This window comes from Nocardia niigatensis NBRC 100131 (assembly GCF_000308655.1).
In the GTDB taxonomy this organism is placed as follows: Bacteria; Actinomycetota; Actinomycetes; order Mycobacteriales; family Mycobacteriaceae; genus Nocardia; species Nocardia niigatensis.
In genome coordinates, this window is sequence record NZ_BAGC01000040.1 from 436,568 (window position 1) to 450,886 (window position 14,319).

At 68.8% G+C, this 14,319-nt stretch carries 15 protein-coding genes and 1 pseudogene; 8 read left to right on the plus strand and 8 right to left on the minus strand.

What is annotated here, in order from left to right; all coding sequences use genetic code 11:
* Window positions 1-91 precede the first annotated feature (91 nt).
* From ON33_RS38245 to ON33_RS14875, 3 genes are all read right to left on the minus strand, one after another.
* Entirely contained in the window at window positions 92-1,690 is a 1,599-nt protein-coding gene (locus ON33_RS38245) for an alpha/beta hydrolase (protein ID WP_157184542.1), read from the minus strand.
* Window positions 1,691-2,109: 419 nt separating this feature from the next.
* A complete protein-coding gene (locus ON33_RS14870; RefSeq protein ID WP_040859113.1) occupies window positions 2,110-2,418 on the minus strand; it encodes a hypothetical protein in 309 nt (102 codons plus the stop codon).
* Between the two features lie 106 nt (window positions 2,419-2,524).
* Entirely contained in the window at window positions 2,525-3,469 is a 945-nt protein-coding gene (locus ON33_RS14875) for an acyl-ACP desaturase (RefSeq protein ID WP_373281027.1), read from the minus strand.
* A 438-nt stretch (window positions 3,470-3,907) separates the two neighbouring features.
* Between ON33_RS14875 and ON33_RS14880 the strand changes: the two genes are divergently transcribed.
* A complete protein-coding gene (locus ON33_RS14880; protein WP_083868960.1) occupies window positions 3,908-4,945 on the plus strand; it encodes a lysylphosphatidylglycerol synthase domain-containing protein in 1,038 nt (345 codons plus the stop codon).
* A 13-nt stretch (window positions 4,946-4,958) separates the two neighbouring features.
* Here ON33_RS14880 and ON33_RS14885 read toward each other — a convergent pair whose 3' ends face one another.
* Window positions 4,959-5,213, minus strand: a complete 255-nt coding sequence (locus tag ON33_RS14885) for a hypothetical protein (RefSeq protein WP_040859117.1) — start codon at window positions 5,211-5,213, stop codon at window positions 4,959-4,961.
* Between the two features lie 169 nt (window positions 5,214-5,382).
* On the opposite strand from ON33_RS14885, the gene ON33_RS14890 reads away from it, so the two are divergent.
* A complete protein-coding gene (locus ON33_RS14890; protein ID WP_040859119.1) occupies window positions 5,383-5,658 on the plus strand; it encodes a YggT family protein in 276 nt (91 codons plus the stop codon).
* Between the two features lie 16 nt (window positions 5,659-5,674).
* On the opposite strand, the gene ON33_RS14895 is transcribed toward ON33_RS14890, so the two are convergent.
* Window positions 5,675-6,124 (minus strand): hypothetical protein, encoded by a 450-nt coding sequence (locus ON33_RS14895; RefSeq protein WP_040859121.1) that lies wholly within the window; start codon window positions 6,122-6,124, stop codon window positions 5,675-5,677.
* Between the two features lie 53 nt (window positions 6,125-6,177).
* On the minus strand, window positions 6,178-7,428 hold the full coding sequence (locus tag ON33_RS14900; protein WP_040859122.1) for an MFS transporter: 1,251 nt from the start codon (window positions 7,426-7,428) through the stop codon (window positions 6,178-6,180).
* 126 nt (window positions 7,429-7,554) lie between these two features.
* On the opposite strand from ON33_RS14900, the gene ON33_RS14905 reads away from it, so the two are divergent.
* Genes ON33_RS14905 through ON33_RS14915 form a run of 3 tightly spaced genes read left to right on the plus strand, consistent with a single transcriptional unit; the run spans window position 7,555 to window position 9,465 of the window.
* Entirely contained in the window at window positions 7,555-8,487 is a 933-nt protein-coding gene (locus tag ON33_RS14905; protein WP_040859124.1) for a LysR family transcriptional regulator, read from the plus strand.
* 29 nt (window positions 8,488-8,516) lie between these two features.
* Complete coding sequence (locus ON33_RS14910; protein WP_040859125.1) at window positions 8,517-9,029, plus strand: mycothiol transferase; 513 nt, start codon at window positions 8,517-8,519, stop codon at window positions 9,027-9,029.
* Between the two features lie 31 nt (window positions 9,030-9,060).
* Window positions 9,061-9,465 carry a VOC family protein gene (locus tag ON33_RS14915; RefSeq protein WP_040859127.1) on the plus strand — a complete coding sequence of 135 codons (405 nt, stop codon included), beginning with the start codon at window positions 9,061-9,063 and terminating at the stop codon, window positions 9,463-9,465.
* 6 nt (window positions 9,466-9,471) lie between these two features.
* Here ON33_RS14915 and ON33_RS14920 read toward each other — a convergent pair whose 3' ends face one another.
* Entirely contained in the window at window positions 9,472-10,449 is a 978-nt protein-coding gene (locus ON33_RS14920) for an oxidoreductase (protein WP_051152153.1), read from the minus strand.
* 61 nt (window positions 10,450-10,510) lie between these two features.
* Here ON33_RS14920 and ON33_RS43325 point away from each other — a divergent pair.
* Window positions 10,511-10,867, plus strand: a pseudogene (locus tag ON33_RS43325) (beta-ketoacyl-ACP synthase); the annotation flags it as partial.
* 401 nt (window positions 10,868-11,268) lie between these two features.
* On the opposite strand, the gene ON33_RS14930 reads toward ON33_RS43325, so the two are convergent.
* Window positions 11,269-12,045 (minus strand): GntR family transcriptional regulator, encoded by a 777-nt coding sequence (locus tag ON33_RS14930; protein ID WP_040859130.1) that lies wholly within the window; start codon window positions 12,043-12,045, stop codon window positions 11,269-11,271.
* A gap of 155 nt (window positions 12,046-12,200) precedes the next feature.
* Here ON33_RS14930 and ON33_RS14935 point away from each other — a divergent pair, with 155 nt between their 5' ends.
* Together ON33_RS14935 and ON33_RS14940 are read left to right on the plus strand one after the other, a co-directional pair.
* Window positions 12,201-13,649 (plus strand): ABC1 kinase family protein, encoded by a 1,449-nt coding sequence (locus ON33_RS14935; protein WP_083868962.1) that lies wholly within the window; start codon window positions 12,201-12,203, stop codon window positions 13,647-13,649.
* Between the two features lie 203 nt (window positions 13,650-13,852).
* Window positions 13,853-14,319 (plus strand): SLAC1 family transporter (locus tag ON33_RS14940; RefSeq protein WP_505791464.1); only part of this gene is annotated, 467 nt, incomplete at its 3' end.

Here is a 14,319-nt window from a genome sequence, read left to right on the forward strand (position 1 = left end):
GGCCGCCCAGAGACGTGGTACGCGCCCGTCCGCAACGATCCCGCAACCAGTAGTTACGGCTATCGCGACGCAACGAACCGCCCGTTCGGGATCATTGGCCATAGCATCCGGCGATGATTTGACCCTGATACCTTAGGCCCGGATTCCCAGGCTCCCAGTAGTTTCCGTGTGACATGACATCGAACGGCATGGCGCGCAACACAGGGAGGTCGATAGTCGCTCCGGAAGAAGTGAAAACCGTTGCGCGGAATTCGCGATCAACCGGATCGACCCCGTGCAGAAACTGCCCGAACTTGGGCACCGGATCGGCGGGATCGGCAGTGGCATAGACATGCGCACCGTTGTGGCCCGCAGGAATACCCGTCAATCGCAATTCTGAAACATTGTGAACATCTACCCCAGGACTTCCCACGAACACCACATCATCGGCCGCCAAAGAGTTCGCTCCGCTGGCGGCCGCTCCGATCAGAGTGCTCCCGTAGCTGTGCCCGACCACGGTCTGATGGGCGGGGAGTCCCGGATGGCCGGCCCGCAGACCACTCTCGAACCGATCCAGCGCGGGCGCGCCCGCCCGCGCCCGGCGATCCCGTGCGGCCTCGGCCAGATTCGGCGGCGCGTCGTACCCGTACCAGGCGATGACCGAGGTCCGTGCCGCCGGATCGGCCCGCTGCGCCGCGTCGAGCAGCGCCTGCGCGCGGTCCACCCCGGCTCCGATGTCGGGCAGCGTCGATCCGGTTCCGGGAACAAAGGTCGCGACGTTCACGGCGGCGTCCGGATCGTTCAGGGCGATCGCGCCGTGCCCGTTCGCGTCCACCGCCAGCACCAGCCGCCCCGAGGCGGCGTCCCCGGCTTGATCCACGAGCGCCGCGTACCCGGCCTCGCGGGTCCGCGTCTCGGCCCTCTCCGCTTCCCACTCCCGCAACCGTATCCACTCCGCGCTGGTGGTCGGCAGATTCTCGCCACGCGCCCAGTCCCGGTGCCGCTCGGCCAGCCGTCGATCCTCCGCCGCGGTTTCGGCCCGTAGCCGCTTCAGGGCGATCCGGTTGTAGTGATCGCGAGCCAAAGCCGGCAACCCGTCGCGATCCCCGAGCAACGGGTCCACCGCGAACAGCGCGTCCTGATCCGCGGGCGACAGCGACTTCCACAGCGCACCGAGCGCTTTCGGGTCCTCCGGCAGCGTCGCCGTCCCGTCGAGATACCCGGCAACCCGGGTACCGGGCCCACCGCCCGTCGGATCCACGACCAACCCGCTCAGCGCCGCCACCACGGCATCGAGGCGCGCCCCGACCCGCTCGTCGGTCTCCCCCGCGAGGTCCAGCAACGGCACCAGCCGTGCCTGCAACTCTTCCGCCTTCTCGTCGAACCCCGCCTGGAAGATCAAGTCCAGCGCCGAGTTCCCGGTCTCGGACCGCGGCCCGCGGACCGTTCCGTCCTCCGAGATCCGGCACCCGGTAGCCCTCGCCTCGTTCGCAAGCCGGCCGACCAGGGAGCACACATGCTCGAGCGCCCCCGCCTCGGACAGGGCCTCCGCGAGGTCGAGCAGTGCCGCACCGACATGGTTCGCAGCGATCCGCGATTGCCATGCTCGCAGCGCGGCCGCCGTCCCCGCCGACCCCTGCCACCCGGCAACCGTGACGTCAGCCAGTACTCCCACCCGCGTCATGGCCCCGGAGAACGCCGAATCAGCCACCGCCACAACCGAACTGGCCACGACCGCGGCCCCCGGCTCCCACCCGCGCACTTGCGAAAACCCCGCCCGCACCATCCCACCTCCCGCGCAGTCCCTGACAATTCACGAAATCCGCTTCGTCAGGCCCCGATCCGAGTACGAACTCCGAATCTGTCGGCCACCTGCGGAGCTGACGCCGTCCTGCCGGCAGCGCCCCGACCGACGGCAGGGCACCGAGCCCGGCGCACATGGCCGATCACCCCTCCGGCACCATTTCCCATCGCGGTGCGACGACACCGCGACCACGCTGGGCCTGGAGCGGGCGAGCGAAGGCACCCGCCTGCCTGCTGTCGGAAGCCGGCGCCCGGGCCCGAAGGCGAATGCCGTTCGGCAGGCAGCCAGTTCGTTGTCGGTGCCGGCGCGAAATCAGCGGGCACTGGTCAGGAGGCGCCGTGCAGGTAGCCGTTCAGCTGGGCTTGCAGGGCTAGTTCGGTGGCTTCATAGGTGGCCGCCGTGTGGGTGGTGGCGTCGGCGAAGGCGTGGAGGTGGGTGGCCAGGCGGCGGATCAGGGCGAGGAGCGGGTCGCCGACCGTGGCGGCGGCGGTGCCGATCGCGGAATTCGGCATCGCCAGGCCGACTTTCGCGATCAGTTCGACCGGATCAATGGCGGATATGGCGGCGGCCTCGGAGTGGATGCCCGCGGCCATGAGCCGAAGCGCCGTGAGGTCGGCGCGCAGCAGGTCGGTCATGTTTCCCCCTTCGTGTGGACCACACCCTAGTGGCGGCGGGACACGAGAACGTGGCGGGAACATGGGGGTTGTGGACAGCGCGGTGGCTGTTCACATGTGGCGCGGATCAGGTGGTGGCGGCGCGACGGGCGGCGTCGCGGGCGAGCGCCCGGTCGCGCTGCTCTTCGAACCGGGTCACATCCTTGCCGAGTTTGTCCAGGTACGTGGCCAGGTGGTCGCGGATCTGCTCGCCGCGCGCGGTGAAGTCGGCACGCTCGAAGATGTTCCATTTCCGCAGCACCGGAAGGATCACCTCGTCGAGGTGCTGGCGCAGATCGTAGATGCCGTGCTTGGCGATGAGGACGCTGTTGCGGCGGAAGTCGGGCATGCCGGCGCCGGGCATCCGGAAGTTCTCGATGACCGCGGTGATCGCCGCGAGGGCGTCGTCGGGGACCAGGTCCAGGGCCGCGCCGGCGATATTGCGGTAGAAGACCATGTGCAGGTTCTCGTCGATGGCGATGCGGGCGAGCATGCGGTCGGCGACGGGGTCGTGGCAGACCTTGCCCGTATTGCGGTGCGAGACACGGGTGGCCAGTTCCTGGAAGGTCACGTACGCGACGCCGTGCAGCACGCTGCAGTCACCGGTGCCGGTCGGATCGTCGATGCCCTGCCCGACGCAGATCATGCGCGCGTTTTCGAGCGCGACGGGGTCGACGCCGCGGGTCACCACCAGATAGTCGCGGATGGCGATGCCGTGCCGGTTCTCCTCGGCGGTCCAGCGGTCCACCCAGGTGCCCCAGGCGCGGTCCCGGGAGAACGATTCGGAGATGAGCCGGTGGTAGGAGGGCAGATTGTCCTCGGTGAGCAGGTTGGTGACCATGGCGGCCCGGGCCACGTCGCTGAGCCGGGATTGCCCGGGTTCCCAGTCGTCCCCGCCCATGGCGGCGAAGTTGCGGCCCTCGTCCCAGGGCACGTAGTCGTGCGGATGCCACTCCTTGGCCAGGGAGAGATGCCTGTTCAGGTTCGCTTCCGCCACCGGCTCGAGCTCGGTCAGCACTGCGCTCGCTGTCATGGATTTCGCCACGTCGTGTCCTACCCCTACGACTGCTCTCGGCACCCCTTATCTCCCAGTGAGCCTACTCGGGTATCGAGCGAATCGCCGGGGCGTTCTCACAGGCTATTGCATGCGCGAATACGATTTGCAGTTTGCGAGATATTCTCTCCACACGGAGTGCCCCACTCGATTTTGATCTTCAAATCGTGTTCAATGAACGCGGCAATCCAATTGCCGCCGGGTTCGAATCCCCGAGTGGTCCGCGATAGTGGTCGGGACCAGGTAGTCCTCACCCGCCAGGTGCGGGCCTGCCCACGACGTCAGCAAAACATCCAGTCCGGATGCCGTTGGGCGACGGGACTATTCGGCAACGCGGATCCCCGCGCCCGTTAATGTCGATCTGCGCGTACACGATTCACCGGCGATAAAGAGATCTGCGATACCCGAGGAGGGCAGATGGCGGCCGTTCCCGCATCTGCGAGAAAGGCACTACCAACCGTCGTCTGCACCGTTCTGGTGGTGGCCGCGGGGTTCTGGCAGCGGAACGCGGTACTGGCCGGAGTCCACGCACTCGCCGGAGCCGACCCCCGTTGGCTGCTCCTGGCCGCACTCGCCACGCTGGCCCTCTGGCCCACCTCGGTTTTCATGTTGCGCGGTTCGATACCGGCCGAGACCTCGGCCCGGCAGTTGTTCGCACTCCAGCTCGCGGTCCCGGCCATCGGATTGGTGCCCGCGGCCTCACTGCTGCTGCGGATGCGGTTCCTGCGCCGAACGGGGCTCAGCCACACCGGCGCGGCGGCGTCCATCGCCCTGATGGGATTCGCCGCGTTGATGGTGCGGGTTCCGCTGGTGGTGATCGCCGCGCTGGCCGCGCCGGGCCTGATGAGCCGCAATGGCGCCCAACCCCCGTGGCACGACCTGGGCGCTCGATTCTCGGCGTGGTGGCATCACCTGATCGGCGGAAATCCCTGGCACACAGCCGCGATCATGATCATCGCCGGGCTCGTGGGCGGCGTCGTCCTGGCGGTGGTCGCCCGGGCCATGAACCGCCGGGTGCAGGCGTACGGCGGATGGCGGCACCTGCCCGCCCGCCTGCGGCATGCGCGCTCGGATGCCGAACTGGCCTGGAAATCGGTGGCCGCGACCGCTGTCCGGCCGCGCCGCGCGGCCGCGCTCTGGATCTGCGCGCTGATCCAGCCGCTGCTCATGGTGGTGGCGCTGTGGGCGGTGTTGCACGCGGTCGGTGCGAACCTCAGCCTGCCGGACACCTTCGTGGTCGAGCTGGTGACCGTGGCGCTGGCCCCGCTGCTGCCCTCCCCGAACGGTGTCGCCACGAAGGAGATCACCATCGCGGCCGGGCTCGCCGCCGTCGCGGGTCTGACCGGCGGGGTGGCGGTCGGCGCGGCCCTGGGATTCCGGCTCATCACCTTCTGGTGCCAGATCCCGCTGGGCCTCGCCTCATTCGCCTATCTGAACCATCGCCGCGCCATCTGAGCGCGGCCGGGTCTCAGTTGTCGATCTTGCAGTCGATGGTCGCGAACTTGGCGACCCCGCCCCACGTGGTCTGGGCGACGCCCTGCGCCTGATACTTCCCGTGCTTGGCCTGGACGGTCACCGCGGGCAATTGCTCTCCGGCCCATGTCTGCGCGGTGCAGGTGTAGGTCGGGACGGCGGCCTGGGCGGGCGTGGCGGCGACGCACGCCAGGGCCGGTGACAATGCGGCGACGGCCAGGGGCAGGCCGGCCAGAATCTTCTTGCTCACTTCGACTCCTCGTGCGATCCCGGGGTGAGCGGGGCGAACAGCAGCCCAAATTCTCGCACGGTTGCGGCGGGCCCGCCGTTGAACATGGCCATCATGGTCGACGATGAGGGCACTTTCGACGACGATGCGGCGTTGACCAGCTGAGGCGGCCACTACGAAGGAGTTCGCCATGTCATTCCTCGGTTCCCTGCTCGGGATCGCTCTGACGCTGTTCATGTTGCTGCTGATAGCCCGCCTGATCATCGACTGGATCGGCGTGCTGGGCGACACCCCGCCGGCCCTGCGGAAGGCCCGGGACGTGGTCCATCGCCTCACCGAGCCGGTGATCGCGCCGGTACGCCGAGTCCTGAAACCGGTCCGGCTGGGCGGCGTCTCGATCGACCTCGCCTTCACCGCGGTGTTCATCGCGGTCCTGGTACTCCGCGCGATCGCGTTCAGCCTGTAGCGGATCCTGAGGAAGGCTATTGGAGTCGAATTCGAACCAGGGTGGTGTAGCGGGCGGCCGCGAGAATGTCGTCGGGGTCCGGGGCGCCGTCGTCCCGCCTGCGGACCCCGTAGTACTTGGAGTCACCCGGTACCGCGGTGAGGAAGGCGCCCAGGCTCGCGGCGACCGCGGTGGGGTCGGTGACAGCGGTCGCGATCGCCGGACGGGTGCGGCCGGCCAGCAGGAGATCGACGGGCGCGCCGCCGCGCAGGTTCCGCCACCACTTGCTGTCGGTGTAGCAGTTCAGCACGTCGCCTTCGGGGAAGTAGCGCACGACGACGGTGTAGCGCTTGCCGGTTTTGCGGCCGGTGAAGCTCATCAGCAAGGTGTTCCTGCTCATGAGGCGATGGAACGGTGAGCGCAGCAGGGTTCTGACGATGGCGTTGACATAGCCCGGGACGGTGACCGGGGAGTTCGCGGTGCTCATGGCATCCACCGAACCACCGGCACGGTGACGGCACATCGGGGCTGTCCCCGATATCAGCCCGGATTCGCCGTGGCCATGGGTTCCGGGGCGCGCAGGCGGGGAAAGCTGTTGGGGCGCAACAGTGGAACGGTGCCGAGCATGAGCAGGCCGGCGACGGCGATGGCGGTATGTGGGCCGGCGACGGCGGCGAGGAGGCCCCAGAGGGCGGTCAGGGCCGCGATGGTCATGTTGCTGGTGATCGACCAGGACGAGAGCATGCGGGTGGTGCGGTCGGGTGCGGCATGCTGGAGTCGGAAGGTCGCGTAGACCGGGTTGAAGACCCCGCAGCAGGTGATGAGGCCGAATTCCACCACGATCACCACCAGCAGCCCGGCCGCGCCTGGGCCGATGAAGACCAGAGCGGGCACCCAGCAGGTCCGCAGCATTCCGGCCGCGACGAGCACGCGGCGCTGACCGAACCGGCCGACCAGCGGCGTCGCCAGCCGCGAGCCGAGCAGGCCGCCGAGGCAGGGAATGCCGAACGCCAGCCCGTACTGCCAGGGCGCGAAGCCGAGTTCGCGCAGCATGATGACGGCCAGCAGCGGCGCGGTCGCCATGATGAGGCCGTTGACCAGGATGGTGTTGAAGAACAGGGGCCGCAGCGCGTGGTGGGTCAGGATGTAGCGCCAGCCCTCGACCAGGTCCGCCATCCGAAAACCGTCGTTCCCGCTGGGAGCGGGCTGCGGTTCCCCACCGCCGATGGCGCGAATTCCCAACGCGGACAACAGGAAGCTGACCGCGTTGGCCGCCACTGTGATGACCGGTCCGAAGATCCCGATCGCCGCGCCCCCGAGCGGCGGCCCCAGCACGCTCGCGGTCCACATGGTCGATTCGAACCGCCCGTTCGCGAGCAGCAGATCCTCCTTGGGCAGCAGGGTTTTCAGGTACGCCCCCGAGGCCGCCTTGAACGCGATGTCCGAGGCCGCGACGATCACCGAAACCAGAACCAGCTGCGCGAAAGTCAGCACCCCGGCCGCGAAGGCGAGCGGCACACTCAGCACCACAGCGAAGCGCACCATATCGGTGGCGATCATGACCGGCCGCTTGCGCCGGAATTCCATCCACGGCGCGAGGGGTATCGCCACCAGCGCACCGACCGCGAGTCCGGCGGCGGCGAGCAGCGACACCTGTCCGGGCCCGGCGTGCAGGACCAGCACCGCGATCAGGGGAAAGGCGTCGAAGGCCAGCCACGTTCCCGCCGTGCTCACCGCGAAGGCCGCCCACAGCCGGCCGAATCCGCGTCCCAGTGACCGCCTGCCCGCCATACCCGCCCGCCTCGCGCCGTCTCGCCGTCGTTGTCCGGCAAGATCGAAGCAGAAGCGCGACCTCGGGATCAAACAACCGCGGCGCCCGCGAGTCACAACCGGATGTTGTATGCCTAGGCTCGTCGCATGGATCTCGAGGCCGTGCGCACCTTCGTCGTCGTAGCGGATGCGCGGCGTTTCCAGGACGCCGCCACGGATCTGTCGATCAGCCAGCAGGCGGTCTCCAAACGCATTGCCGCCCTGGAGAAGTCGCTCGGGGTCCGGTTGTTCACCCGTACCGCGCGCGGCGCCCGGCTCACCCTGGACGGGCAGGCGTTCCTCCCGCACGCCCGCACTCTGCTGCAGACCGCCGAACGGGCGCTTGCCTCGGTGTCGCCGGGCCGACGAGCGTTGCGCGTGGATGTGGTGGGCCGGCAGCTCGCCCCGGCCGGGCTGTTGCGCGACTTCCACTGCGCGCATCCCGATATCGAACTCGACGTGGTGCGGCTGCCGCATGCGGGCGCGGCCATGGAGGCGCTGCTGGAGGGCTCGGTCGACGCCGCGTTCCGGTGTGTGCCCGCGCCGGGGCATGCGCTGCCCGAGGGTCTGCGAGCCACGCCGGTCTTCGACGAGCCGCTGGAGTTGCTGATCGGCCCGGACCACCGGCTGGCCAAGGCGCGGACGCTGTCGCCGGAAGACCTGGTCGGCCATCGCATCTGGATGCCGAGCCTGGTCGCCGGTACCGAATGGTCCGCCTATTACGCGTCGCTCGCCGCGGCGTTCGGTCTCACCATCGATTCGGTCGGCCCGAACTTCGGGCTGGAACCGCTCCTGGACGCGGTCGCCGATTCCCCGGAGGTCGCGACGCTGGTGGGCGAGGACACGCGGTTCCTCTGGCCCGAAACCTATGGTCTGCGGCGGGTGCCGCTGCGCGACCCTACGCCCGTCTACCCGCACTCGCTGCTGCACCGTGCGGCGGACCCGCATCCCACGCTGACGACGCTGCACGGCCATCTGGCCTCCGCGGTCGTGGACCGTCCCGGCACCTGGGTGCCGGATTGGGCGCGCGCCTCGGAATAACCCGCGGCCCGCAGTGATTGGATGAGGGCATGACAAGCGCTGACTTGCTGGTGGACGCATTCGGGCGGATCAAGGAGAACGTGCACGGCGCGGTGGCCGGGCTGACCCAGGAGGAGCTGACCACACGGCCGGACGGGGACGCCAATTCCATCGCCTGGCTGATCTGGCATCTGACCCGCGTGCAGGACGATCACATCGCGGACGTGGCGGGCCTCGAGCAGGTGTGGACGGCGCAGGGCTGGGTGAAGCGCTTCGACCTGCCCTTCGATGATTCCGCCACCGGCTACGCGCACAGTTCCGCCGAAGTGGCTCGGCTGGAAGGTGTTTCCGCCGACCTGCTGCTCGGCTACTTCGACGCGGTCCACAACCAGACCATCGGATACGTGTCCGGGCTCACCGATGCCGATCTTCCCCGCATCGTCGACACCCGCTGGGATCCGCCGGTCACCCTGGGCGTGCGCCTGATCAGCGTCGTCGACGACGATATCCAGCACTCCGGCCAGGCGGCCTATATCCGCGGAATGCTGTTGCGCCGCCGTTGATCTTGACACCGGACCCACGGAGAATGCCGGCATGGCATTCACCGTGGACCGGTTCGATCATGTGGTCATCAACTGTCTCGACCCGGTGGCGACCGCCGACTGGTATGCCCGGGTGCTGGGCATGACCGTGGAGCGGTTCGGTCCCGCCGGGCGCCTGGCGCTCACCTTCGGCAATCAGAAGATCAACCTGCGGCCGGTGGGCGCGCTGGACACCGACCCGGCCTGGACCACCGGGGCCACCGAAGCCGCTGGGGCACAGGATCTCTGCTTCGTGACCACGGCCGCGCCCGAGGCGGTCGCGGCGCATCTGACCGCGTGCGGGGTCGAGATCGTCAACGGCCCGGTGGTCAAGATCGGCGCGCTGGGCGAGATGGTGTCGCACTACTGCCGCGATCCCGACGGGAATCTCATCGAGATCGCGGTCTACCCGTCGTAGCCGCGGTCAGACCCAGTCGTAGTCGACGCCGGTCAGCTCCGCACTGAGCTCCCAGAGTCGACGGGCCTGGAATCGGCTGTAGGCGAGGGGATTTCGCAGGGTGCGGCGGGGATATCCGAAGGCTTCGAAGGCCGGGCCGCAGTAGGAGTTTCCGGCCAGGCCCGGCATGGTCGCGGCATAGAGTTGCGGCAGCGCGCCCTTGGCGTCGGATTGCGCCAGCGAGAACAGCATTCGCTGCTGGGCGATCGCCAATGCCGCCCCCACTCCTTTCTCGGGGACGGAATCGTAGAGATTCGTCGCCGACAGACCCGGATGCGCGGCCACGGCGGTCAGCGCCGTGCCGGCGGCGCGGGCCCGGCGATGCAATTCGGCGGTGAACAGGAGATTGGCGAGTTTGGATTGGCTGTAGGCCAGCCAACGGCTGTACACCACACGCCAATTCGGATCCAGCCAATTGATGATGCCGCCCCAGGCGGCAATGGAGGACACGGTCACCACGCGCGGTTCGGGCGCGCGCAGCAATTGCGGCAGCAGCAAACCGGTCAGGGCGTAATGACCCAGATGATTGGTGCCGAATTGCGCGTCGAAGCCGTCGGCGGTGCGCTGATGCCGGGGCAGGGCCATCACGCCCGCATTGTTGACCAGGATGTCGATCGGGGTAGCGCGCACATCGAGGTGGTCGGCGGCGCGGCGGACGGAGGTCAGGTCGGCCAGATCCAGCGGCAGCACTTCGGGTTTGGGGCCGGTGGCGGCAGTGCTCACCTGTTCCAGCGCAGCCGTGGCCTTGAGTTCGTTGCGGCAGGCCAGTATCACGTGGGCGCCCTTGGCGGCCAGGGCTTCCGCGGTACGCAGGCCCAGTCCGCTGTTGGCGCCGGTGACCACGGCGGTGCGTCCGGTCTGATCGGGGATGTCGTCGATGGTCCAGCGGCGGGCGAGCAGGGGCGGGCTCGTCACGGTCGGCCGGTCGGGCAGCGCCTCGGTCATGCTGTCGTTCTCCTCGCTCGATTGCCGTCTGAGACAATGTACCCGCTCCGGCCGTGCCGCGTCGACGGGTGTGAGCCCGGCCGAGGTCGGCCATGTCAACGCGCACGCCACCGCCACCAGCATCGGAGATCTGGCCGAGGCCAAGGGCATCGCGGCCGCTGTCGGCACCCACCCGTCGGTGTACGCGCCCAAGTCCGCGCTGGGCCATTCGGCGGGCGCGGTCGGCGCGCTCGAGGCCATTCTGTCCGTGCTCACCCTGCGCGACCAGGTGATCCCGCCGACGCTGAACCTGGAGAACCAGGATCCGGACGTCGAGCTGGACGTGGTGCACACCAAGCCGCGGCACACCGATGTCGACTTCGCACAGAACAATTCGTTCGGATTCGGCGGCCACAATGCCGCGGTGCTGTTCGGCCGCTACCGAGTGGGCTCGACAGCTGACGTTTTCTGTCACAGACAGCGCACCCTTCGGTGTCTTCACCTGCTCATCCGTACCTTCCCCGAACGAGCCGAGCGCTCGTTCGGGTGATGAGCGGCACCGAGGTGGAGTGGGTGGTGGATTCGGTCATCCGGCTCCCCGGTTCCCCCGGCGTGGCCCGGGAAGGGGCCGGGATCAGGCCCCAACGTCGGGGACCCCAAACATATTGGGAGCCGCCGGAATACGATGACCTCCATCACCACACCGATGGAGGAGACAGATCCATGGCCGTCCACCCGCCCGCCGAGCCCCCCACCAAAGGCAACCGGGTGATCCTGGCGGTGCTAGCGCTGGCGATCATCGGCGCACTCGTGGCGGCGGCCATGGCGGCCGCCGGCTGATCAGGCGGACGCGCTGTGCCGGTGCACCGCGGAATCCGGCCCCGCGCCCAGCAATTCGTCGAATCGGGCCAGCACCTTCTCGTGGTACATGGCGAACAGGTCCTCGAAGAGAGCCAGCTGGGCCGGTGACGGACCCGACGCGGATTCCCACACCGCCAGCAGCGCCCGCCACACCAGCACGTGCAGATCGGCGGAGACGGCGAAGTACGCCTCCACCGCCTCCGGCACCTCGAACAGCATCTCCCCCACCGAGTTCAGCACCGCGCGCTGCATGGTGTGCCCCAGCTCGGTGAGCACCAGGCGCACCAGGCCGACCTCGAGTTCGAGCATGCGCACGTGATCGGGTGCGGCGCTGCGGGCCTGCGTTTCGAGTTGGTCGACCGCGGCGGTCAGCACCGCGGGCTCGATGCCCCGCTCGGCGGCGGTGTAGTCGAGCAGCGCCTCCAGCACGATGGCGCGCTCGGCCGCGACGATATTGCCGAACATCTCCGCGGCCACCTCGGGCGCGGGCAGGGACAACCGGAACAGCCGCCGGTACACGTCCATGCCGCCCGCGCGGCGTACGTCCCGGACGGTGAAACCGCGGCCGCGATGAGCGTCCACGAAGCCGTAGGACTCCAGGCGGCCCAGCACCAATTGCGCGGTGGCCCGGTTCATATCGAATTCGTCGGCGACCTGGCGGACCGACGGCATCAGATCCCCGGGCGCGTACTCCCCGGTCGCGACGCGGCGAGCGAGCTCGTCGGCGACATCGGCCACGACCGTCTGGGCACCCATCCTGTCACCTTTCGACAACTTTCGGATACGTCCCAGACAGTTTAGACTTTCGTGTGCCAAACTGCACGTGCATGCGCCGTGGCGGGCCACTCATCGGACCTGATGATGGCCACACCGGCCGCCCGCGCAGTGCCGTGCACACGACGAGGTGAGCAATGTCGATTCGGCGTATCGGGGAACGGTCGGGGGACGACGGGGGCAGGCCGCCGGTCCGCGGCGCGGTCCGCAATGCGCGAATCGCCAGTCTCCCGGTCGCATTCGCGGGGCGGCAGGCCGCCGGAATCGGCAAGCGCGCGCTCGGGCGATCCGCGGCCGAGGTGGATTTCGAGATCCGGATGCGCACCGCCCAGCACATTTTCGAGGTGCTCGGCGAATTGAAGGGCTGCGCCACCAAACTCGGGCAACTGCTCTCGCTCTACGAACTCGCGCTGCCCTCCGAGATCGCCTCCCCGTACCGGACCGCACTCACCCAACTGCAGGATTCGGCGCCCACCATGCTGCCCGGCACCGTGCAGGAGGCCATGACGGCGGGCATGGGCGAGAACTGGCGTTGGCATTTCGGCGAATTCGACGATCGGCGGGCCGCGGCGGCCTCCATCGGGCAGGTGCATCGCGCGGTCTGGCGCGACGGGCGGCCGGTGGCGGTGAAGGTCATGTATCCGGGCGCGCACCAGGCGGTGCTCGCCGATCTGGAGCAGCTGCGCCGAATCTCGGTGCTGGCCACGGTGTTCGCGCCCGGCGCGGACGTGCCCGCGGTGACCGAGGCCATCTGCACCTGTGTGGCCGACGAACTCGACTACACGGCCGAGGCCGAGCATCAGCGGCGTTTCGCCGAGGCCTACGCCGATGACCCGGATTTCGTGGTGCCCGCGGTCATCACGCAGTGCGGCGATGTGATCGTGACCGAATGGCTCACCGGCACACCGGTTTCGCGCATCATCGAATCCGGTGCGCCCGAAGAGCGCAGCCGGGTCGGGATGCTCATCATCCGATTCCTGCTGTCGGCCTGGTCGCGCACCGGGCTGCTGTACTGCGACCCGCATCCGGGCAACTTCCGGGTGCTGCCCGACGGGCGGCTGGGCGTGGTGGATTTCGGGGCCTGCACGCCCTGGCCGCCGCCGGGCTTCGAGGAACTGGTCGGTGAGGTGATGGAGGCCGCGTTCAACGGTGGCATACCGGAACTGGACGCGGCGGTGCGGCGGCACGGGTTCGTCAAGCCCGGACGCAGCTATGACGTGGCGGCCCTGGCCGAGGGTCTCGACGCCGTCGGCGAGCCGCTGACCGTCCCCACCTTCCGGCTCACCACCGACTGGCTGCGCGGCCACGTCCGCTCGGTGCTCGCTCCCCGCCTGTCGAATGTCCACCGCCAGCTCGACATGCCCGCCTACTTCACCCCCTTCGCCCGCTGTTTCCTCACCGCGCTGGGCGTGGTCTGCCAGCTGGAGACCGAGGGTCCCATCCGCGCCGAATTCGCCCGCTGGTCACCGGAATTGGCCGCGGTCTTCGACCGCTACGACAGTCACCGCGCCCAGCCCACCGATCTGGGCATCGTCCGCCACCTCCGGGCAGTGCCGACCGGTCGGCGGGCCTTCGGCGTGGGCTGACCCGAAAACCTCCGCACCGGCCGAGCCTGGCCCGACCATGCAGTCCTCCGCAAATCCGCCCCACCCACCGCCCGACCGCTCCGGGAGCGCAGAACCTCGCCTACGGTCATAGGGCGGGTCTGGGGTGGGGCATAGAACTGGTCTATGCATCCATCGGATCGTGGGTGCTAGCGGGGGAAATGCTGGTCGGCGAGGGTTGAGGCATGACCACAGTGACCTTCCGCAGAACCGGCGATGCTGCTCTTACGACCCGAGTCAGCGCGTCCACCGCACCGGCGGGCGAGCGGGAGAACTGGGAGCCGTTGCGGCATCTGGCGCCGAACTGGTTCGCGGTGGTGATGGGGACCGGGATCATCGGGAATGCCGCGGCGACGCTGCCGTTGCAGTTTCCCGGGCTCCGGGCGGCCGCCACGGTGGTGTGGGCGCTTGCCGCGGTGATTCTGATCGTGCTGGCGGGAGCCTGGATGCTGCACTGGCGGCGGTATCCCGAGGAAGCGCGCGGGCACGGATTGCACCCGATCATGATGCAGTTCTACGGGGCGATGCCGATGGCGCTGCTCACCGTGGGTGCGGGCACGCTGCTGCTCGGCAAGGACGTCATCGGGCCGAGCGCCGCGCTGACCGTCGACTGGGTGTTGTGGTCGGCCGGAACCGTTTTCGGGCTGATGAC